The organism is Anaerosporomusa subterranea, assembly GCF_001611555.1.
GTDB lineage: Bacteria > Bacillota > Negativicutes > Sporomusales > Acetonemataceae > Anaerosporomusa > Anaerosporomusa subterranea.
The window spans coordinates 690,915-712,481 of sequence record NZ_LSGP01000017.1 but is presented as its reverse complement, the minus strand read 5'-3'; the positions used below and the strand labels follow the sequence as shown (position 1 = coordinate 712,481).

Sequence of the window (21,567 nt, the reverse complement as noted above, 5' to 3'; positions counted from 1 at the left end):
TGCAAGATTACAGCTGGGCTTGACTTTACTGATCATCGGCTAACGCCGCCAGCGGTTAATCCAACTTTTAATCCTTCTTACTAGACCAAACGATTCGGTCTCCAACTCGACATACTCTTCATTGCCCCGCGGCGCCAGAATCACGCCTAACCAGCGTTCGCCATCACCAAACGAAGTCTGAGCCTGCATATCCTTACCTTCCCGTCGCCAACACAGCACAAAGTTTCGCGGCGCATAGGAAATAGCTTCAACGAGTTCATCCGCACTAGTAAGCGGCATGCCATATAATGACAGTAAAACATCACCTGGACGCACGCCAACGACTCGCGCCGGACTGCCGGGCACCGTATCCAGCACAGTCAGACCGTCTTCGCCGTGCACAAATAGCGGCTCTCCGCGCATCTCACGCCGGTTTTGCCACCAGATCAAGAGATCATGCCCCACCGGCGACAAAATTGCCGCCGGCAGCTGCAGCCAAGAATAACGCCCACATAGCAGCGCCAAGGTTAACAACGCCAAACTATAGAGGAAGAGATACAAAGCTGACTGCATCCGTTTCTGCTCTGGCCGGGTCGATACAGCAATATCCGAGTAGCCTAAAGCAGCGACAATCGGAATCAGCATATGCACCCACTGCTTTCCTTCCGGCGGCTCCATGCCGAAGGCAAGTGGCGGCCACCAGTCCGGCATATGCACCATACCTTCCGGGACCTTGTCCGCCGGCAAGCCAACAACAAGTAAGATGACAAGCGGCAACGGCCAAAAGTTTTGCAGCGTGAATGCTCCAACTAACCGGTTTCCTTGCCGCAAAATGATCGGCGACGCACTAAATCGTCCACTGATCGCAATCAGAAAGCTCTCTGTAATATGCAAAATAGCAACAAGTGACAAGATGTGAGGCACACTAATTACCGGCCAACCAAACAAAAGATACGAGATTGCCACTAATCCGCCTGCATAGGCAAAGCATAGAAAGCGCGCATGAATCAGCATTAACGCTATAGCAACAGGCCAGACATAACTCAGGCCTAAGTGATTTACCGAGACACCGGTCAGAGTCAGCAAAAGGCTGCCCAGCCACCCGCCCATCAGGCCTAGCCAAGCGGCGCGCACCATCTGTTTTTTCCAATCAAACACAGCTACGCCAAACATTCGCTCTTGACTGCGTTGCTGCTGGCGATATTGAAACCCGACCAGCAGCAGCACTAGCCAAAACATCGGTTCGAAAAAGATCGAAAACGAACTGCTGATTATCAGATATGCTATTTCAAAAAACGGAAACACTGGTATTTCACCTCAAGCAGCCGCTGCCCGGCTGTCTCATTTGTTCAGCTTTGCTTTTAAAATCTCGACCGCTTTGTCTTGTTGCGGATCTTTGCCTAGCTCACGCGGTTCAGGCCACTCCACTTTTACGTCAGGCTCAATACCTACCCCATTGATTGATCGATCTTTAGGAGTATAGTATTTTGCAATCGTCAGTTTGACTGCTGTACTACTATCAAGACGCAGAATCTGTTGCACAGACCCTTTGCCGAAGGTCTTGACCCCGACCAAGGTACCTACGCCCGTATCTTGCAAAGCTCCGGCCACAATCTCTGATGCGCTGGCACTACCGCCATTCACTAACACAACAATCGGATATTTGGCAGCATCGAGTCCTGCAGTATGCGTTTCGCGGTTGCCGTCACGAGTGACTACCGATACTACCGGGCCTTTTGGCATCAGCTTGCCAGCGACCTTAACACTTTCATCCAACAGGCCACCAGGATTATCACGTAAATCGAGCACTAGCGCCTGGATACCTTCTTTGTCAAGCTCTTGCAATTTTTTCGCAAAGTCAGCTCCGGTATGCTCGTTAAACATTGAAATACGAATATAACCAATCTTGTCAGGCAACACCTTGCCGGCAACAGTTTTAATCTGGATGTTGGAACGAGTCAGAGTGTAATCTTTCACTTCCTGGGCAGGCAAACGGCGAATCCCCAGAATAACAGTAGAGCCTTCTTGCCCTCGGATTTTGCTAACCGCCTCGTCTAAGGCCATGTCCTTGGTATCCTTGCCATCAATGGTAATGATCTGGTCGCCACTCTTAATGCCTGCCTTGTCACCAGGCGTCCCTTCGATAGGCGACACTACAGTCAGCACCTTGTCCTTGGAGCCAATGACAATACCGACTCCGCCGAAAGCACCCTCAGTTTCGATCATGAATTCTTTAAACATCTTCGCGTCCATGAAGATCGAGTGCGGATCATTCAGCGAACTGACCATGCCTTTAATCGCGCCATTAATGAGTTGATCCATCGACGTTTCTTCAATATATTTCGATTTAATCAGGTCAACTGCGCGATATAAGCGGAGACTATTGGCCGCATCTAGGGACTGCGATTGAAATAGATAGGCAAATGTGCCTGCTGTCAGGATAAAGGTCGCCACTACCAAAGTGACTGCGCCTATAACCAGTTTCCATTTAGATTTCACGAAAAACACCACCCGCGGCAGCTATATTCAGCTTGCCTTATTATGCCTTTATCTATGTCTATGAATCCATGATATGCAAAACTTAGCGCCACTATTCGAGTCGACCGTTGATAAGTACCCATCTGCGTTGTTATTCCCGAAAATCTTTTGCTTGCGTACCCCACGTACGCGGCGCGGCTCGATTCTCGGGTCTGCCTAGCATATGGGTACTTCTGAACGGTCGACGCATAGGAAGACCGCGTAAGAGTTTCCAAAAAGCCTGAAGGCGGCTATTGCCGCCCTTAGGTCGAATCCTATTTGTAAACCTCTCCGTACGTGTGCTTACGTTCGCTCAGAGGTCTTAGATGCTAGGCACGACGAGGATTACGCCGTGCCGCGTACACGCACGTACGCAAACAAGTAACCGCAGGAGTAATTGCGCAACTCTTGGCGCTTTAGCGCCTTAGTGTTGGCGGCATACCCTTTACGGGTGCAACGCAGATGAGGCCTATCAGCGAGCGTAAGCACACGTACCCCTGCCTAAGGCAGGTAACTTAGCGGATTCACTGGCGATCCATTCTGTCTAACCTCAAAGTGCAAATGCGGACCTGTCGAATATCCGGTCGAACCGACTCTGGACACCGTCTGCCCCTTACGCACTGTTTGTCCCTCGCTTACCAGCAACTCGGAGTTATGCGCGTAAAGAGTAGAAATGCCGCCGCCGTGTTCGACGATAACAGCCTTGCCATAGCCGCCCATCCAATCCGCGTAGATAATAACCCCACTATCCACAGCCACCACATCATCGCCATAATCAGCGCCAATATCAATACCGGTATGTAATCGTTGCGTACCAAAGATCGGATGGGTCCGCCAACCGAACGGTGAAGTCACCGGGCCGCCAGTAGGCCAAACCATCGAGCCGGTCGCCTGGGCTGAGCCACCCTTATTGCCAGCGTTGCGGATCATCCGCTCAATCTGACGCGAAGTTTCCAGCAGTTCTTGATAAGCCTGGTCAGCCGTCTCTTTCTCATTGACTGCCTCATCGAGCACTGCCTGTTGCGCGTCACGCCGATTTTCTATCATACTTTTCTTGGCTTTCGCGGCCTTCTGCAATTCTTGAATTCTCGCCCGGTCATGTTCCAACTCGGCCTTCTTTTGGATGACTAACTGCCGTTCTGCTTTAACTCTAGCAATTAAGGTTGCATCTTGGCTGAGAATTCGCTTCAACAAATCCACCCTGGTCGTTAGATCGGAAAAATCTGCCGCCCCTAGCAAAACATCCAGATAACTAATTTGCCCATTTTCGTAGATGTCACGCATCCGTCGATTCAGCACCTGAGTCCGTTTAACCAGATTCTTTTCTGCTGTCGCCAAAATTTCTGTATTCGCTTCAATTTGCGTTTCTTTCTCTTCCAATTCGCGACTAATCTCGCTATAATCAGACAACGCGCCATCCAACTCAGTCTGCACAGACTGCAGCCGTTCAGATACGCTGTTTACTTTGCGCTGTGCTTGCTTGGCTCGACTTTGCTGTTCCTGCATTCTCTGCTGGATTGACTGTAGCTCCTGTTGCTTTTGCTCAATCTCACTCGCCAACACGGGAGAGATTAGCGGCAAACTAAGAAAAACCACCATAGCTGCTGCCAATTTTTTTGACTGGTTAAACACGAAACAAGCATCCCCCTTCGAACACCACCCATCACGGCAAGTGGCACTTTGGACAATCCATCCTAGAAGATCAAACCTTTAAGAACCGTCTTAAAGAAATCGTACTGCCTGTTGCCCCGATGAGCATCCCCACAACCATCAGAATAACGCTGATGATCTGAAGAAACGGGTATTTAGGAATAATCGGCAAAAATGCCAAGGTTTCGTACACCCGTTGCGTCAATGTGCTGTAAGCCTGAAATAACAGGATAACAGCAATCATCGATCCGGTAAAGCCCATGATTATTCCCTCGATGAGAAACGGCCAGCGAATAAACCAGTCGGTGGCACCGACATACTTCATAATGCCAATTTCCTTACGCCGGGCAAACACGGTGATGCGGATCGTGTTCGAGATAATAAACAAGGCGGCGAATGCCAAAAAAATGATCAAAGCAATACCAACTATACGTATCATGCGAGTTAAGCTAAAGAGTTGATCAACCACATTTTGACTAAATTTTGCATTCTCAACCCCGTCATATTGGCCAATCTGCTGCGCAATTGTTCTAACATTATCAGGATCGTCTGCTTTGATTTCATATGCATTCGGCAGCGGGTTTGAATCGCCCAACGTTGTCAGAATGCCCTGTTGTTCGCCCAAGCGCTCCTTAAAGCGAATAAGCGCCTGATCTTTGCTGATAAAAGTCGCTTGCTGCACCCCGGGCGTTTTGGCAATTTTATCGCCAAGCGCACGAATTTCGCTTTCCTTCAGATTATCATTCAGATATACAGATATCTGTACCTGAGACTCCAAAACCGAAGCCATGTTATTCAAATTGAGCACCATGATTAAGAACATGCCTAAAATCAACAGTGACAACGCCACCGTTGTAATGGAGGCCACGCTCATCAAGCCATTTCGGCGGAGCGACGAAATGGCTGCCCGGACAAAATATTCAACTGTCCTAATCTTCATAGCCGTATACCCCTTTCAATTGATCGCGGGCGATACGGCTTTTTTCTATCGCCACCACCCGGCGGCGCATCGAATCGACAACCGTCTTGTCATGTGTTGCCATGACGATGGTCGTCCCGGCTTTGTTAATATGGTCAAAAATTTTCATGATTTCCCACGAGGTGTCTGGATCAAGGTTACCAGTTGGCTCGTCGGCGATAACGACCATCGGATTATTGACAATCGCGCGCGCAATCGCCACCCGTTGCTGCTCACCGCCGCTCAGCTCGTTGGGATAACGAGTCGCCTTTTGGCGTAAGCCCACCAAATCGAGCACATGAGTCACCCGCCGCTGGATTTCCCGACGCGGCGCTTCAATGACCTCCATAGCAAAAGCAGCGTTTTCCGCCACCGTCTTATTGGGCAACAATCGGTAATCCTGAAAGACAATACCTAATCCGCGGCGATAATAGGGGACTTCCTGAGGCTTCATCGTGTTCAGATTCCGCCCATTTACAATAATTTGACCGCTAGTCGGCTCTTCCTCGCGAGTAATTAGTTTGATAAAAGTTGACTTGCCGGCCCCGCTTGGACCAACAACAAAGACAAATTCACCCTTGGGGATTTCAATACTAATATTTGAAAGAGCAACCGAACCGGCGCCGTAAATCTTAGAGACATTGACCATTTTTATCATTAAGCGTTCTCCTTGAAGGGGTTTGGAATAAGCTAAATTTAAAGTTTCGACATTTTTGCATAAAAACCTTCTTCCATTGACCAATAACGACTTAGGAATTATTCGACAAAGAGCTTGTACGAAGTCAGCGAGCCCAGAAACACTAAGATTATTGAACCACGTTAGTGCGACTATAGTTTCATTTTTTACGCATTCCCTTTGTGTAGGCGCGCAGCGCCTTTTGCGATTTCGCGGCCAAAAATATTCTTTTGTTAACTTCTGCGGCTTTCCTCTGTGTACCCTCAGCGTACTCTGCGGTTAACGTACTCAGTTATTAAAACTTCTCCTCATTCGCCCTAGCGCATCAACTGCGATAAATACAGTGTACATACACCCAGCACTGACAAAAGGCCAAAATATTGCCAAGCCACCGTTAGTCGCTGCCCAATCGTCAGACGGTAATACTCAATATCTTGATTCGCTTGCCCCCACTTTGTCAACGAGCACAAAAATACTAATAGGATAATAATATTTTTAGTAAATAGTAGCACAAGGAGCAGAACCAAGCTGCCCATCCGCCAGAAATATGGTGAAATGACAGCACCGATCCTGCCCCCGTCAAATGGCGCACAGGGAATTAGGTTAAACAGGTTAATCAAGCACGCAGTATAAGACAATGCCAACATCAGAATACCATCTGTCCAAAAATACACCGCTAAGCAAACTAAAGCGCTCAAAGTCCCCAAGGCAGGTCCACCCAGCGCGATATTCGCCTCAGATTTTAACGTTTGCGGTGGCGTCGCCAAACGCACCACTGCCCCGATAAAAGGGATAAATAACAGAGCCGAAGTGCGGATGCCCATTATCCGTGACGCTACTACATGACCTAGCTCATGGATCAGCAAAAGTATGACAAAGCCAATCGCGAAGCGCCAACCAAATGCTACAGCATATATTGCAATCGAAAGCAGCATCGAAGCCGTGGTTGACAGCACGCTATCAATCTCCAGCATGGTGATAATCCCGCCCAGACACAACCCCGCCCGGCGTAGCACATCCCGCCCAACGTGGATCACCCTAAACCACCCCACAGCTTCACCTCCGAACAGCTCAGCTTTAAAACAAAAAAACCACTTCGCAGCAAGCCGCCTCACACCCCACCGGAAAAGAGACGTTCTCACTATGCTTATGCGGAGTGGACTCACATCAGAACTTTGCTTTATCTACCGGACAATTCAAGTCAAAGACCGTTCCGTTCCCAAACCCTTCGCAAAAACCTCGTGCGGAGGGCGCCGAGATGCAAGCAATGCCAGGCGCGACGAGGATTACGCCTATGCTGTTACCTATGAGACGTAACAGCGATTACTGCCAACTGGCTAGTTAGCATCACCACGTACTCTGCCCGCGAGCGGTCAGAGAGGCCCCAGATGCTAGGCAGCCCCGGAAATTCAGCTGCGCCGCGTACGTTCGCAGGTACGCAAGCAATGAATTTCCGAGGCTAATTGCGCAACTCTTGGCGCTTCAGCGCCTTAGAGTTGGCGGCATACCCTTTACGGGTGCAACGCAGATGGGGTCTATCAGGCCGCTCGCACTAGTAGCGGAGTTCTTTGAAGCCTTCGCCTAGAACCTCATGCGCATCTGCCACAATCACAAACGCGCGGCGGTCAACGTGAGAGACAATGTCTTTGACCCGACTGACTTCGCGGGTCGATACGACGCAGAACAAAATATCCCGGCTGTCACCGGAATAACCGCCCCTACCGTGAAAGAAGGTGACTCCCCGGCCAATTTCCTTTTGAATGGCCTGAGAAATTTCTTGGTTTAAATCAGACATAATCAGAAATGCCTTAGACGTGCTCAAGCCTTCCTGAACCAAGTCGATGATCTTAGTGGTAATATACAGAGAGATCAAACCATATAAGGGTAGCTCGGCACTGCGAAAAACCACTCCGGCTAACGTGATAACAAAAACGTCGACACCCAGGAGAGCTTGCCCCAAACTGATGCCGAACCATTTATGAAGAATTGCGGCAGCCACATCAGTTCCGGCTGTTGTTCCGCCAGCACGAAATACAAGCCCCATGCCAAGTCCAGTAAGCACACCGCCGTAAATTGAGCTTAATAATAAGTCCCGGGTCAAGACCGGTATATGGGGAGCCAACAAATCGACCGCAAACGAAAGCACAACTGCGCCGTAAAGAGTATAAATGCCGAACGAAGCACCTAAAACTTTTATTCCACACAGTAACAGCGGAATATTAAGAGATAGCATAATAACCCCAACTGGCCAACCGGAAACATAGTGCAAAACAGTTGCCAGTCCGCTAACTCCGCCATCGGCGATCCTGTTGGGAACGAGAAACATATTCAAGGCTACGGCGGTAATCAGCGCCCCCAGTGTTATGCCCGCATAGTCACGCAGCTTTCCAGTCACTCACATCATCCCTTATACGAAGTTAACCGCAGAGTACGCAGAGATCGCAGAGGGCTATGAATCGATATTATTAATAATTAAGTAAACCAGTAGCCCTCCCGTCCCCTCAGTGTACTCTACGTACTCTGCGGTTACGTACCTTCTACGGCAAACGGACCTACAGTTTATGTTTCGCTTTTCTCAGCATTAGCCCAACCGCCAGCTCCGCACTTCTAAACGCCTGCTGGCGCAATTCTTTAACTTGATCGTGCGGGCGACGCTCATCGCTTGCTTGGGACAATACGGTTTGCACCTGGTTTAGCAGGCCGTTAACTGTAATATCATTGAGAGTGCCGACAGCGCTTTGACCGATACTTTCCAGAAACCGCTCGATTTTCGGATCATAGGACACGCCAATCAACGGTACATTCATGACAGCCGCGAAGATCAGCGCGTGTAGGCGAATCCCTATTAGCATATCCAGATTCCCCATTAAAGATAACAACTCATCAGTTCGATATTCTTCAGTTAGCACCACTGCCGGTTGCCGCATATAGGCAACGATACGCGTCGCAGCCTCAACATCCGGCTTTTGCATCGGAATAAAGACTAGCTGAGCGCCTTTAGCAGCCAACTGATCAGCCACCCCAGCAAACACCTTCTTATAATGGGCCATGTCCTTCCATTCCCGCACCGAGAGACCAATCACCGGTCCTCCCTGATCCAGGCCGTACTGTCGCAGCACCTTGCGCCCGAAAGCGCCATCAGACGGTGGCAATGACAATACCGGATCAGCGGTGACATAGACGGGCGGCTGAGAAACGCCGATCGACTTGAGTTCAAGCAGTGAGCCCTCATCCCTCACTGTAATCAGATCCAGTTTATTACCAATACAGCGCACCGCGTTGCGAGCAGCTGCGCCTCGTACCGGGCCAACCCCTTGTGCATAGATCATGACCGGCTTGCCGAAGGTTTTGCCCATCAGCATAACACTCAAATAGTAGTACAAACTACGTTCACTGGTGACCGTCTGCAGCAGACTGCCACCACCGCTGACTAATAAATTGCAGCCTGCGATTGCTCGCAAAATATCCAGAGCGTTCATTCGGTACACTGCCTTGACACCGTGCCGGGACTCTGTTTCCGCCGGATTACCGGACAGGACGGTAAACTCGGCAGTTGGCTCCAAACGGCGGAAAGAGCCGATCATCGCTGCCAGCATAGCCTCGTCACCAGCATTGCCAAAGCCGTAATAACCCGAAATGACAATCTTACTCATGGAAGGCCCTCCTCATGAGGGTGCTCGACAAACAAGCCAGGAAATGCACTGCCACTATCAACACGATGCCAACTAAAGCTCCCAGCCACAGACCGTCAATGCCGCGGATTAACGACATCAGAACTGGGGTTCGCAGATGGGCGAACGTCTCGACCAAGGTCGACTGGCCAATTGTTGCCGCGATCACCAATAAAAAGTGCAACAATCTCGGCCATTGACGCGCCGCTGCCATCGCCGCCAGCAAAAAGGCAGGATGACCAATCATAAACTCTTTTTCCCTCGGCCTAGCATACATTACCTGTTCCAGAAACGCTCGCAGTTTGATCTCGAACGTAGGGACGGGAACACCGGCCGTATGACCGGAACGGCCGATAAATATCCATGCGCCAAGCGCGCCTACGCCAAAAAGCATTAGCACCTTAATTGACACAGGATAATTCAGCAAATTAATGACTTGACGGATAATCCGGCCCGCATCCCGATCATCTTGCGGCTCAAATAAATTAAAGCGGGTCAAATACACAATCGCCACCAGCATTAGCGGCAAGATGAAGGTTAGCTTAACACCGCGAAAAATCTCCATTTCAAGCAAAAAACGCACATCTGCCAACAGTGCAGCCAAGTAAAGTCCGCCCATTAAGGAAACCAAAAAGGCCAGCACCAGTCCACCGACGCCATCTCGTAGGACGCGCTTAATCCAGCATTCACCCTCCTGCGGTGCATGCCGCCAACGATCCAACTGCCAGGTCATCGCCAGCACAGGAAATAACACTGCGGCGCCCAAGCCGGCGATCTGGCGCACCAGCGTGCCGCCACCCGCTAGAATCGGCGCAACGAAAATAAGAGACAACACTACAAAAATCCCATATTGTATCTGTCTGGATAACGGATAAATCTGCGTCAAGAACAATGTCCCGGCGGCAATAACTCCCGCCGCAGCCAGTGCTAAAAGCCAAGGAGCTGGGAAATACGGAGCAAACACCCCAGCCTTGCCAATGGAGTAGCCTTTGGCTTCGATGGCCTTTTTAGTTGCTTTCACATATTGCAGATTTGTTTCAATCAGCGTCTTCCCGGGATCCGGCTTATCATAGTTTCGCATCAGGTTGATCCGGATATTGCGCTCCTGGTCACTAAGCGCCCATCGATTAGTAGCCGCTTCAAGCAGCAGCTTCGGCTGTTCATCTTTGGGGATAGAGTAAACGCGAGCCACTTTAAAGTTGTTCTCTGGCACTAGTGGCAACAGCCCAGCCTGAGGATAGAACTGCAGTTGTACCGGATGTTCGATCAGTCCTATGGTAAGATTCTGTTGTTTAATTCCCGCTAAAGTCTGTTCGGTCAGTTGCGGATAGCCTAAGGCTTCCTTCCCGGAAAAGATCACCGCCGACACTGCGTTCACTCCCTGGATGCGGGAAAAGAACGCCCGAATGTCGTCTGATTGCACTTGTGTATAATTTACCGGTCGAGGGATGACATAAAAGCCCTGCGCCGCAGTCTCTTTCACCTCAGCTGACGAGATTCCTAGGTCAACCTTGATTAACTTCTCATAATTACCTTTAATCGCCAGCACCGGTAGACTGCCGCCGCCCAATTCGGTGACACGCCCGGCAAAACGGCGCAGTAAATCTGTGCGTACTTCGTTAAATTCAGCAGTATTCGCGCCTGCTACGTAGACGAACTCAGGCGCAATTTGACCCGCCGCCAGCCATTTCCGCCACAGCGAATCATCTATCAGACCTGTCCGGCTTTGACTCAGTAAATCACTGCCGGCAATTACGCTAACCTGACCTGACTTATGCAGTTTTTCCAGTGTAACATCATACACCGCCAGCGTGGTAATGCCAGCCTCGCGAAACTGTTTGAATAGCCCGGTGCGATCGGTACCCTCAATTTGCGCCAGTTCGCTAATATCCTCATAATCCATCACCAACTCAACCGTCGAATTCGAAGTTTCCACCTTGTGCCTCTGCCAAACAATGACCAAAGAGGCAATTAAACCCAGCGCAATAAAAAACAGCAAGATACGGTTATAACGAAAGTAGGCCATGAGTCTCTCCACCTTATGTAAAACTTCAATCTGCGTTGTTATCCCCAAAAATCCCTTGCTTGCGTACACGTATCGTACGCGGCGCTGCTGGATTTTTGGGGCTGCCTAGTGATGCTATCAAACCCAGCGCTTCATTTTTGTAACCTGTCTCATAGATAACAACATCTCGACCTTTCTCAGAGGCCTAGGTACGAGATATTAGATGTATATTGGACCTATAGTTTCTTATTATCAGCAAATATCGTAATCTTGCCTTGGTCTGCTACAATATCCCGGACCGTAACCCCAAACGGCAGCGATTTCACGTCAACCAACTGGATGTCAGACAACAATGATCCGCCTAAACTGCCAACCTGTGAGTTATTCAGCAAGATTTTCTCAGTTACCATCTTGATTTTTTGGCCATCTGCCACCACACGGCCTTCGAGAGTCACCGTCATTTGCGCGATTTGCCCGATGCCAAACGTACCAGCAACCTGAACCTTACCAGCCTGAACAGTTACTTTAGCGTTCTTTACGCCTTTGACGGTCTGGTTCAAATATCTCGCCATCTCATCTTGTGCAACCGAAGCTGTCAAACTCGCTTCTTTTACCTCACGCAATACAACCCGACGTGAAGAAACTAATTCTGCCATATCGACCTTGACCCCGCTGAGATCGGCCTGCATATCACTAAATGATATCTTATCCGGCTTGGCATCCTTTGCCGTCAGCCGAACCCTGTCAAACTGCCCATCAAGCAGCAGAAAGGAAGGGCTTTTCTCCACCTGGGCAGTGACCTGATTGCTGTGGAGCACCCCTCTCATTCCTTGCGCCACCGCTTGGGAAACAATCTGCGGTAAAAATAAAGCAAGCCCGGCCAGCACGATACCTACCGCAGCGAACAGTATCAAAAATAGCCGTTTGCTCATCGTTTACACGCTCCTTATTCGTTATCCTTGCGGCTAATATGCCTCAAATACGCTTCGATAAACCCATCCAGCCCGCCGTCCATGACCAACTGTGTATTACCAATTTCAAATCCTGTGCGATGGTCTTTGACTAAGCTGTAGGGGTGAAACACATAAGAGCGAATTTGGCTGCCCCATTCAATCGCATGGTACTCGCCACCAATTTCATCTTTCTTGTCCTGCTGCTTCTGCAATTCAAGTTCAAACAGCTTTGCCCGCAGTAGCCGCATACACTGCTCTCGGTTTTGGATCTGCGAGCGTTCACTCTGGCATTGCACAATGACTCCGGTGGGCAAATGGGTCATACGAACAGCCGAATCGGTTTTGTTGATATGCTGACCGCCTGCGCCGCTCGCCCGGTAAGTATCGACTTTTAAGTCGACCGGGTTGATAACAATTTCGACATTGTCGTCAATCTCTGGCATGACATCAAGTGCCGCAAACGACGTATGACGGCGAGCCGAGGAATCAAACGGCGAAATCCGCACCAGCCGGTGAACACCCTTTTCGGCTTTTAAATAACCATAAGCGTTGCGGCCAGAGATCATGAGCGTGGCGCTCTTAACTCCAGCCTCATCGCCAGGCAGAAGATCCAGTGTCTCCACTTTATAGCCGCTGCGTTCAGCCCAGCGCACATACATCCGTAGCAGCATCTGGGCCCAATCCTGTGCCTCGGTGCCGCCAGCGCCTGCATGTAATGTAATAATCGCGTTATTCGCATCATACTCGCCTGACAGCAGCAGCGCCAGCTCCATGTGTTCAACCTCTGTCTGCAGTGCTTTCAAGCCCTCGCTTACATCAGCATAAACACTATCATCCTGCTCATCCATGCCCAACTGCCACAGAGTATAGACATCTTCATGACGATGCCGCATCCGCTCAAAATCCTCGATACTGCCCTTCAGACCAGTAAGCTCCTGCATAACCTTCTGCGCCGCCTCGGGATCATCCCAGAAACCTGGCGCCTGAATTTTATTTTCAAGATATTCTATCTGCTCATTTTTGTGAGCGAGGTCAAAGGGAAACACTCACTTCATCAAGCTTCTTGGCCAACTCGTCAATATCTCGTTTTAAGTCATCTAATAACACGTTTCTTCAACTCCAAAAATTAACATTTTTACTGAATACGGCTTAGCACAAAGCCCACAAAGAGCGCTAGCGGCGCGAAGGCATTTTCATTATTCCGCTTTGCGCCGCTTGCGACCTTCGCGTTCTTTGCGCTAAACGTTACCTCTTCTATTTGCCGCAGCACTTCTTAAATTTTTTCCCTGACCCGCACCGACATAAATCATTCCTACCGATATGATCAGCGTGGACAGGCTCTTTAGCAGCCGCTTCTTCGTCGCCATGACTGGTGTGAGCTTGCTGCAAATGATCCTCCGGCTGGCTGATAATATTCACCCGGAACATATAGCGGACGACATCTTCCTGAATGCTTTCAATCATCTGTTGGAACATATCATATGCTTCAATCTTGTATTCAATGAGTGGATTCTTTTGACCATACGCTCGCAGACCAATACCCTGGCGCAGATTTTCCATCGCATCTAAATGATCCATCCACTTGGCATCGACGACCTTCAGCATGACTACTTTCTCAAGCTCACGCATATTGTCTGACCCAAACAACGCCTCACGCCCATCATAAGCGCGGTTGGCAGCATCGCTCAACGCCTCGCGCAATTCGACCCGGCTCAGCTTGGCCAGTTCTTCGACCTTCAGTTCACCTTCATGAGCAAAGTATTCTTCACAATAATTTATCAGCCCGGCAAGATCCCACTCTTCGGGATAGACTTTTTCATCTGCATATAATTCCATGGCCCGATCAGCAATTTTCTCAATCATCGGGAATATCGATTCACGCAAATTCTCACCCAGCAGAACCTGACGGCGCTGCGAGTAGATGACCTCACGCTGCTGGTTCATCACATCATCATATTCGAGTACTTGTTTGCGGATATCAAAGTTTCGCGCTTCAACCTTTTTCTGGGCAGATTCAATCGAGCGGGTTATCAGCGAGTGCTCAATTGGCTCATCTTCTTCCATGCCCAATTTATCCATCACTGACGCAATATTGTCAGAACCAAACAGACGCATCAAGTCATCCTCAAGCGACAGGTAAAAACGCGTAGAACCCATATCACCCTGACGACCCGAGCGACCGCGTAGCTGGTTGTCAATTCGGCGACTCTCATGCCGCTCAGTACCGACAATGTGCAAACCACCTAATTCAGGAACACCTTCACCAAGCACGATATCGGTACCGCGACCAGCCATGTTGGTGGCAATCGTCACTTGGCCTTTTTGACCGGCCTGAGCAACAATCTGTGCTTCCATCTCATGGAATTTGGCATTTAACACATTATGTGGCACGCCTTTTTTCTTCAGTTGGTCACTCAGTTCTTCCGACTGAGCGATCGAAGTTGTACCTACCAGCACCGGCTGACCTGTCGCATGGCGTTCAGTGATCTCCCGTACAGCAGCCCGGTATTTGGCCCGCTTGGTCTTATAAATCACATCAGGCAAATCTTCACGCACAATTGGCTTATTGGTCGGGATGACGATAACATCTAGGCCATAAATCTTGCGGAATTCTTCTTCCTCGGTTTTGGCCGTGCCAGTCATACCCGCCAGTTTCTTATACATACGGAAATAGTTTTGGAATGTAATTGATGCCAGAGTCTGACTCTCACGCTCAACCTTTACGTTTTCTTTTGCTTCAATCGCTTGGTGCAAACCATCAGAATAACGCCGTCCAAACATCAGCCGTCCGGTAAATTCGTCAACAATAATGACTTCGCCGTCTTTAACAACATAGTCTTTGTCACGGTGCATCAACGCGTGCGCTCGCAGTGCTTGGTTGAAATGATGCGACAGTTCCATGTTTTCACTCTCATATAGGTTCTTGACGCCGAGTATTTTTTCCGCTTTGGCGATACCGCTTTCTGTCGGTGCAACTGTATGCAATTTTTCGTCAACAGTGTAATCTTCAACAGCCTTTAACCGAGGCACCACTTTAGCAAGGGTGAAATAGAGATCAGTCGATTTTTCGCCAGGACCGGAGATAATCAGCGGCGTCCGCGCTTCATCAACCAGAATACTGTCAACCTCGTCAACGATCGCATAGTTCAGCGGACGTTGCACCATTTGATCAGCATCGATCACCATGTTGTCGCGCAAATAGTCAAAGCCGAATTCATTGTTCGTGCCATAGGTAATATCCGCGGCATAGGCCATCCTGCGATCTAAGAAATCGAGGCCATGCACAATCAGACCAACTGACAGTCCCAGAAAACGATACAGCTTACCCATCCACTCACTATCGCGGCGAGCCAGGTAATCGTTAACAGTGACAACATGTACGCCCTTGCCGGTCAGGGCATTCAAATAAACCGCCAACGTCGCAACCAAGGTCTTGCCTTCGCCAGTCCGCATCTCGGCGATATTGCCGCCATGCAACGTGATGCCACCCAGCATCTGTACGTCAAAATGCCGCATGCCCAGCGTCCGGCGAGAGGCTTCTCGCACGACGGCAAACGCTTCTGGTAATAAATCATCAAGCGTCTGCCCTTCCTCCAGCCGCTGCCGGAATTCTGCTGTCTTGGCTGCCAGCGAGGTGTCACTCATCTTTTCAAACTGTGGTTCAAACGCATTGATCGCCTGGACGTATTTCATCATTCGCTTAATTTCACGTTCATTATCATCGCCAAATATACTTTTAAGGAATTTCAGCAAACGGAATCATCTCCTGACTTTGTGAGCGTGTTCAATAAACACGCACTTATAACTATTATATCATTTTAACAGAGAGGCCCAAAAAAGTCAAAAACCGGTGCTATACAACCGTTATCCACACTCTCGTTTAGTATAAACAAAAACCGGGGATTTCCCCCGGTTTTTTTGAATGAATTTTATGTTGCAACACTCGCTCAGAGGGCTCCAGATGTTAGCGCCTTCGCCGCTCTCGGCCGTCCATGGCCTTCGCGGCACCTGAACGTCCTGTTCAATGGAGTTGGCGGCCTGCCCTTTACGGGTGCAACGTAGATGGAGTCTATCAGCGACTGTGTTAGAACTCTGGCTCAATCAGGCCATAATGTCCATCTTTCCTTCTATACACGACATTCACATCTTCTGACTCGGAGTTTATGAACACATAGAAATCGTGGTTAATCAAGTTCATTTGCATGATCGCTTCTTCCATATCCATCGGTTTGACAGGGAAGCGCTTAGTCTTCACAACTCGGATTTCTTCTTCAGTTACGCTAGTGGGAACAAGCTCAGTCCGGAACGAACCTTCGCGCATGCGACGCGACAACCGTGTCCGATATTTTTCAATCTGTTTCTCGAGTTTTTCTATGACAAGATCAATCGAGGTGTACATGTCTGTAGTGGCTTCTTCGCCTCTGAGCAGTATCCCGTTTACAGGCACAGTCACTTCCACGATATGGCGGCCTTTTTCCACAGTCAAGACAGCAGTAATTTCGCCCAGAACATCAAAATACTTTGTTACTTTGCCGATACGCTTGGACACATAATCCTTCAGCGCCGGCGTTACCTCAATGTTTTTTCCACGTACTGTGATTGCCATAGAGCGTCAGCTCCTTTCCAATGGTTCTACTAAGTAGTATTCCCCATAAATGACAAAATTCCTGTTAAATATTTCGCACATTTTACCTTTTCCGTAAAATTAGAAATAGACGAAATTACGTTTTACCGCAGAGTACACAGAGGTCGCAGAGGGTTCGCGGAGGATTACGGTTATATATATGATAAATCGGTAGCCCTCTGCGGGTGCCCTCAGCGTACTCTGCGGTTAACGTCCCCTTTTCCTATCCACCTACGTAAAAAGCCCGGCAGTCTTCTGCCGGGCTACACGTCATATGTATTACAGTTTTACAACGTTAGAAGCTTGTGGTCCGCGTTGGCCTTCGACAACGTCAAACTCTACTGCTTGGCCTTCTACTAGTGTCTTGAAGCCCTCGTCAGCAATCGCCGAGAAGTGAACAAACACGTCGCCGCCATCTTCCCGCTCGATAAATCCAAACCCTTTTTCTGAACTAAACCATTTAACCTTACCGTTCATCTGAGATTCCTCCTAAAAAATACTGCAACCATTCGTTGCACCAACCGTATTTTAGCACAGTCAATATAGCAAAGTCCAGTAAACGGAGGCGATTCTCAGAAAATAGTTTGCATTTATAAAAATATGTTAATCAAGGGGAGCAGGGAAAGACGAAGGCCGGCCTACCCACAGAGTACACAGAGGTCGCAGAGTAGTGGACACAGAGGGTTCGTCAATAACAAAATCCGTAGTACTCTGCGGGTGCCCTCAGTGTACTCGCAGGTACTCTGGGTATTAATTGTTTCCCGACAATGCGTTCAGATGCCCCAGGTGCTAGGCACGACGAGAACCGGAACGGAGTCGTACTGGAAGTACGTCGGAGTGAGGACCGCAGGAGTAACAACGCAGATGGGGTATATCAACGCATTGTCAAAGTATTTTCGAGAGGAATGCCCTTGTCCGCTCTTCCCTCGCAGCCGAGAATATCTGCTCTGGTGTGCCAACTTCGACAATCCGTCCCTCGTCCATGAAAATCACCCTGTCGCCGACCTCGCGGGCGAAGCCCATCTCATGAGTAACGACTGCCATAGTCATACCCTCATTGGCCAACGTTTTCATGACATCGAGCACTTCTTTGATCATCTCCGGATCAAGCGCTGAAGTAGGTTCATCAAACAACATCACTTTCGGTTTCATCGCCAGCGCCCTGGCGATAGCCACCCGTTGCTGCTGGCCGCCGGAAAGTTGCTCCGGATAGGCATTGGCTTTATCCGATAAGCCAACCTTTTGTAGTAATGCAAGCGCCGCTTCCTCTGCTTCAGCCTGTCTGAGATTGCGTACCTTCATCGGCGCTAGCATAATATTTTGCAGTACCGTCATATGCGGAAACAAATTGAACCGTTGAAATACCATCCCCACCTCGGCGCGAACAGCGTTGATGCTGGATTCGCCTGTCAGGGGAATGCCGTCAACCGTGATTTGCCCATCAGTGGGTTCTTCCAGATAGTTAATGCAGCGCAGAAGCGTACTCTTGCCTGATCCGCTTGGACCAATAATGACCACAACTTCCCGTTCGCTAATCTCTAGATCAATACCCTTTAAGACATGCAATTGGCCAAACTTTTTATGCACTTGCTTAATGCTTATCATCGATTTTATACCTCCGCTCCAGGTAATTTACCAAGCGGGAAATCGTCAACGTCATGATCAAATAGATAAACGCCACCGCCATCCAAATCTCAAACGAGCCATATGTCCTGGCAATAATCAACTGCCCGCGGCGAGTTAATTCCTCAAAGCCGATCACCGACACTAACGAAGAATCCTTTAGCATCGCAATAAATTCATTACCCAAAGGCGGAATAATCCGCTTGAACGCCTGCGGCAGAATAACATAACGCATCGTCTGCCCCCAGCTCATTCCTAACGAACGCCCAGCCTCCATCTGTCCTTTGTCAATCGACTGGATGCCGCCGCGAAAAATCTCGGCGACATAGGCGCCGCTATTGATACTGCAAGCCGTAATCGCAGCAACAAAGGGATCAATGCGAGTTCCAAGAATCATCGGTAACGCAAAATAAATGATAAAGATCTGCACCAATAACGGTGTGCCGCGTATAAAATCCACATACACCGCAGCCGCCAGCCGCAACGGTGTCAACTTGGCCAGCCGAGCTATACCGACAAACATACCAATCAACAAACCAAAACCGACGCTCAGCGCCGTAATCTGCACCGTAACCCCAGCGCCCATCAGCAGCAGCGGGAACGAACGTACAATCAAATCAACATCAAAATTCACGCACTCTCACCCACCCATTTTTTAACTAAAATATAGGTCAAATACCACTCGCATATTCATGCATATACCGATTATAAAATCACAGGACCAAGGTGTCAATAAGAAATGCATGGAGAGGGGAAGCCATGGGTACGCAACCGCAGAGTACGCAGAGTAAGCAGAGGCGCCCGCAGAGGAGTACTGATACGTATTTACCTTATCATCAATTTCGGCGCACACGCTATTAAAGGGCGTTCAGATGCCCCAGATGCTAGGCAGGCCCACGGTCCCCACAGTGCCGCGTACAATACGAGTACGCAAGCAAGGGGAGCCGTGGGCCTAACAACGCAGATGGGGTATATCAACGCCCTTTTAGGGCTTTTTGCCGAACCATTTCACATATATCTTCTCATACTCGCCATTCTTCTTTAGCTCATCCAGCGCCTTGTTGATTTTCTCGATCAACTCAGTGTTTTTCTTTGCAGTAGCAATGCCATACTCTTCTGAGTTCAGCGGTTCGCCAACAACCTTGGCATCTTTCGCGCCAGCTTTGGCAATGTAATATTCATTAACTGGCAGGTCATTGACAACTGCGTCCACGCCGCCAGCTTTGAGTTCCATGAATGCTTCCGGAGCTGTATTAAATTCACGAACAGTCGCATCTTTAACCTTCTTGGCTTCCATCGCTCCAGTAGTGCCAATTTGCACTGCAAGCTTCTTGCCTTCTAAAGCTTTGAAGTCTTTGATGTTATTGTTATCCATTTTTACAACGATTGACAGGCCGGATTTATAATATGGTTTGGAGAAGTTGACCTTCTTAGCGCGCTCCGGCGTAATCGTCATCCCCGAAATCAGCGCATCAATGTTACCTGCTTCAAGTGCAGGAATAAGTCCATCGAAGCCCATGCTTTGAATTTTTACTTCATAGCCCATTTGTTTACCGACCGCTTCCATCAGGTCTATATCAAAACCAACATACTTCTTACTGACTTCGTCTTGGAACTCAAATGGAGCAAAACCCGCATCGGTTCCAACGTTCAGAACTTTCGACTTAGCTTGCTCAGCCGGTTTCGCAGGCTGACCACCGCAACCCGCCAGTAACGTTAGCGCCATAAGCGCCGCAAGTAACAAAGCAATCTTTTTCATGAATATCTCCTCCTTGGAATTCTATGTTCATAATTATACATCTTTATTGAATAAATAATCAAGCACTTTTTACATTATTTCTTCTATTTTCGATAGACTTTTTGCACAGCCTTGGGACAACCTGTTTGTTAATATTGTGGATAAGTCTGTTAATAACCCCAGTTATCTGCACTTTTTCTGTGGATAATTGACTGCATAAGGAAAAACCGCGCTGAGTGATACGTTTAGCACAAGCCGCACTAGCATCACAAGCGCCACTATGGACGACCAGTAATACGATGCGCACATGCTTGCGCATTTTTTTCGAGTTTCCTTCGCGCAGGCGCGTAGCGCCTTTCGCGTTTTCGCGGCCAATCGACTCCATAGTGACGCTAGTGTTCCGTTCCTAAATTCTTACAACAAAACCCGGGAGCGTTTCGCTCCCGGGTCTGCATGTAGTTGGATCGCGCTGATCAGATTATATGGACGTCCTGGCTATTAACCGCGTTTAGCAGTAAAGCAATCACGGCAATAGATCGGCCGGTCATTGCGCGGTTTAAACGGGACTTGGGTTGTGACCCCGCACTCAGCACAAACAGCGTCATGCATTTCGCGCGGCGATGAACCAGCTGTCATTGAGCCGCCTTCACGACCGCGTTTTCTCGCATCGCGGCACTCGCGGCAGCGAACCGGGTCGTTTTCGAAACCTTTTTCAGCATAAAATTCCTGTTCACCGGTTGTAAAGACAAAATCCACACCACAGTCTTTACATTTTAAAGTTCTGTCTTGGAATGCCATTACAAGAATCCCCTCACCCTCAGAAAATAAGGACCATTGCTTAGCCGACCTGGTCTTTGACCCCACACCCGCCTGCTGGAAGGTTCGCTACTAGGAAATCAATCCCCTCACTACTACTCCTCTCGAACCAATTCGGAACAGGGGTTGTGAGTGTTTTTCACACATCACAGCTCCGCCTCCCACTTCTCAGTTCGGCAGGGCTTATCTCTAAGCCGCACCATGATCAAAGCCGCTTTGGGCTTCTTACGTGGATCGTTTCGCCTGCGACTGGCATCGATTTTCAACCACAGACCTAAGCAACAGGTTCTCTCATATCAATTATAGGAGCGACTTGCGGAAAATGCAAGGAAAAAACACTTTGCTTGTCTGTGACTG

At 49.1% G+C, this 21,567-nt stretch carries 18 protein-coding genes; all 18 read right to left on the bottom strand.

The genetic code is table 11. The annotated features are described in order from the left end of the window. Positions 1-39: 39 nt before the first annotated feature. Positions 40-1,284, bottom strand: coding sequence for a PDZ domain-containing protein (locus AXX12_RS10740; protein ID WP_066242133.1), 1,245 nt, complete (start codon positions 1,282-1,284; stop codon positions 40-42). Between the two features lie 36 nt (positions 1,285-1,320). Further along, positions 1,321-2,478 carry a S41 family peptidase gene (locus AXX12_RS10735; RefSeq protein ID WP_066242131.1) on the bottom strand — a complete coding sequence of 386 codons (1,158 nt, stop codon included), beginning with the start codon at positions 2,476-2,478 and terminating at the stop codon, positions 1,321-1,323. Between the two features lie 519 nt (positions 2,479-2,997). Beyond that, entirely contained in the window at positions 2,998-4,128 is a 1,131-nt protein-coding gene (locus tag AXX12_RS10730) for a murein hydrolase activator EnvC family protein (protein WP_331711623.1), read from the bottom strand. Between the two features lie 70 nt (positions 4,129-4,198). Further along, positions 4,199-5,086 carry a permease-like cell division protein FtsX gene (gene ftsX / locus AXX12_RS10725; RefSeq protein WP_066242128.1) on the bottom strand — a complete coding sequence of 296 codons (888 nt, stop codon included), beginning with the start codon at positions 5,084-5,086 and terminating at the stop codon, positions 4,199-4,201. After that, positions 5,076-5,762 (bottom strand): cell division ATP-binding protein FtsE, encoded by a 687-nt coding sequence (gene ftsE / locus AXX12_RS10720; protein ID WP_066242125.1) that lies wholly within the window; start codon positions 5,760-5,762, stop codon positions 5,076-5,078. Before ftsE ends, ftsX begins: the two co-directional genes overlap by 11 nt. Positions 5,763-6,097: 335 nt before the next feature. After that, positions 6,098-6,832: a site-2 protease family protein gene (locus tag AXX12_RS10715; RefSeq protein ID WP_082816806.1), complete on the bottom strand. Its 735-nt coding sequence runs from the start codon at positions 6,830-6,832 to the stop codon at positions 6,098-6,100. Between the two features lie 500 nt (positions 6,833-7,332). Continuing rightward, positions 7,333-8,175 carry a YitT family protein gene (locus tag AXX12_RS10710; protein WP_066242123.1) on the bottom strand — a complete coding sequence of 281 codons (843 nt, stop codon included), beginning with the start codon at positions 8,173-8,175 and terminating at the stop codon, positions 7,333-7,335. A gap of 157 nt (positions 8,176-8,332) precedes the next feature. Continuing rightward, positions 8,333-9,433, bottom strand: a complete 1,101-nt coding sequence (gene csaB, locus AXX12_RS10705) for a polysaccharide pyruvyl transferase CsaB (RefSeq protein ID WP_066242120.1) — start codon at positions 9,431-9,433, stop codon at positions 8,333-8,335. Continuing rightward, positions 9,426-11,477 carry a DUF5693 family protein gene (locus AXX12_RS10700; protein ID WP_066242117.1) on the bottom strand — a complete coding sequence of 684 codons (2,052 nt, stop codon included), beginning with the start codon at positions 11,475-11,477 and terminating at the stop codon, positions 9,426-9,428. Before AXX12_RS10700 ends, csaB begins: the two co-directional genes overlap by 8 nt. Positions 11,478-11,692: 215 nt before the next feature. Next, entirely contained in the window at positions 11,693-12,388 is a 696-nt protein-coding gene (locus tag AXX12_RS10695) for an LmeA family phospholipid-binding protein (protein WP_066242114.1), read from the bottom strand. Between the two features lie 14 nt (positions 12,389-12,402). Then, a protein-coding gene (gene prfB / locus AXX12_RS10690; protein ID WP_156478630.1) for a peptide chain release factor 2 occupies positions 12,403-13,516 on the bottom strand; the annotation gives its coding sequence in 2 pieces (ribosomal slippage) (positions 12,403-13,443 and positions 13,445-13,516; 1,113 coding nt in all). A gap of 147 nt (positions 13,517-13,663) precedes the next feature. Then, positions 13,664-16,162 carry a preprotein translocase subunit SecA gene (gene secA, locus AXX12_RS10685; protein WP_066242111.1) on the bottom strand — a complete coding sequence of 833 codons (2,499 nt, stop codon included), beginning with the start codon at positions 16,160-16,162 and terminating at the stop codon, positions 13,664-13,666. 331 nt (positions 16,163-16,493) lie between these two features. Beyond that, positions 16,494-17,015, bottom strand: a complete 522-nt coding sequence (gene hpf / locus AXX12_RS10680; RefSeq protein ID WP_066242108.1) for a ribosome hibernation-promoting factor, HPF/YfiA family — start codon at positions 17,013-17,015, stop codon at positions 16,494-16,496. A 297-nt stretch (positions 17,016-17,312) separates the two neighbouring features. Further along, positions 17,313-17,510 carry a cold-shock protein gene (locus AXX12_RS10675; RefSeq protein ID WP_066242105.1) on the bottom strand — a complete coding sequence of 66 codons (198 nt, stop codon included), beginning with the start codon at positions 17,508-17,510 and terminating at the stop codon, positions 17,313-17,315. A 408-nt stretch (positions 17,511-17,918) separates the two neighbouring features. Next, entirely contained in the window at positions 17,919-18,638 is a 720-nt protein-coding gene (locus tag AXX12_RS10670; RefSeq protein WP_066242101.1) for an amino acid ABC transporter ATP-binding protein, read from the bottom strand. Then, the gene (locus tag AXX12_RS10665) at positions 18,625-19,290 is read right to left on the bottom strand and encodes an amino acid ABC transporter permease (RefSeq protein WP_066242099.1); all 666 of its coding nucleotides are present in this window, start codon (positions 19,288-19,290) and stop codon (positions 18,625-18,627) included. The genes AXX12_RS10670 and AXX12_RS10665 overlap by 14 nt, the downstream gene beginning before the upstream one ends. Before the next feature lie 351 nt (positions 19,291-19,641). After that, positions 19,642-20,415: a basic amino acid ABC transporter substrate-binding protein gene (locus AXX12_RS10660; protein ID WP_066242096.1), complete on the bottom strand. Its 774-nt coding sequence runs from the start codon at positions 20,413-20,415 to the stop codon at positions 19,642-19,644. Between the two features lie 477 nt (positions 20,416-20,892). Further along, positions 20,893-21,192, bottom strand: coding sequence for a zinc-ribbon domain containing protein (locus AXX12_RS10650; protein WP_066242091.1), 300 nt, complete (start codon positions 21,190-21,192; stop codon positions 20,893-20,895). Between the last annotated feature and the right edge of the window lie 375 nt (positions 21,193-21,567).

Excerpts from the sequence above, each read along its gene's own strand:
- ftsX (WP_066242128.1), bottom strand. The coding sequence starts at position 5,086 with ATGAAGATTAGGACAGTTGAATATTTTGTCCGGGCAGCCATTTCGTCG.
- ftsE (WP_066242125.1), bottom strand. The coding sequence starts at position 5,762 with ATGATAAAAATGGTCAATGTCTCTAAGATTTACGGCGCCGGTTCGGTT.
- csaB (WP_066242120.1), bottom strand. The coding sequence starts at position 9,433 with ATGAGTAAGATTGTCATTTCGGGTTATTACGGCTTTGGCAATGCTGGT.
- AXX12_RS10700 (WP_066242117.1), bottom strand. The coding sequence starts at position 11,477 with ATGGCCTACTTTCGTTATAACCGTATCTTGCTGTTTTTTATTGCGCTG.
- AXX12_RS10695 (WP_066242114.1), bottom strand. The coding sequence starts at position 12,388 with ATGAGCAAACGGCTATTTTTGATACTGTTCGCTGCGGTAGGTATCGTG.
- hpf (WP_066242108.1), bottom strand. The coding sequence starts at position 17,015 with ATGGCAATCACAGTACGTGGAAAAAACATTGAGGTAACGCCGGCGCTG.
- AXX12_RS10675 (WP_066242105.1), bottom strand. The coding sequence starts at position 17,510 with ATGAACGGTAAGGTTAAATGGTTTAGTTCAGAAAAAGGGTTTGGATTT.
- AXX12_RS10670 (WP_066242101.1), bottom strand. The coding sequence starts at position 18,638 with ATGATAAGCATTAAGCAAGTGCATAAAAAGTTTGGCCAATTGCATGTC.
- AXX12_RS10660 (WP_066242096.1), bottom strand. The coding sequence starts at position 20,415 with ATGAAAAAGATTGCTTTGTTACTTGCGGCGCTTATGGCGCTAACGTTA.
- AXX12_RS10650 (WP_066242091.1), bottom strand. The coding sequence starts at position 21,192 with ATGGCATTCCAAGACAGAACTTTAAAATGTAAAGACTGTGGTGTGGAT.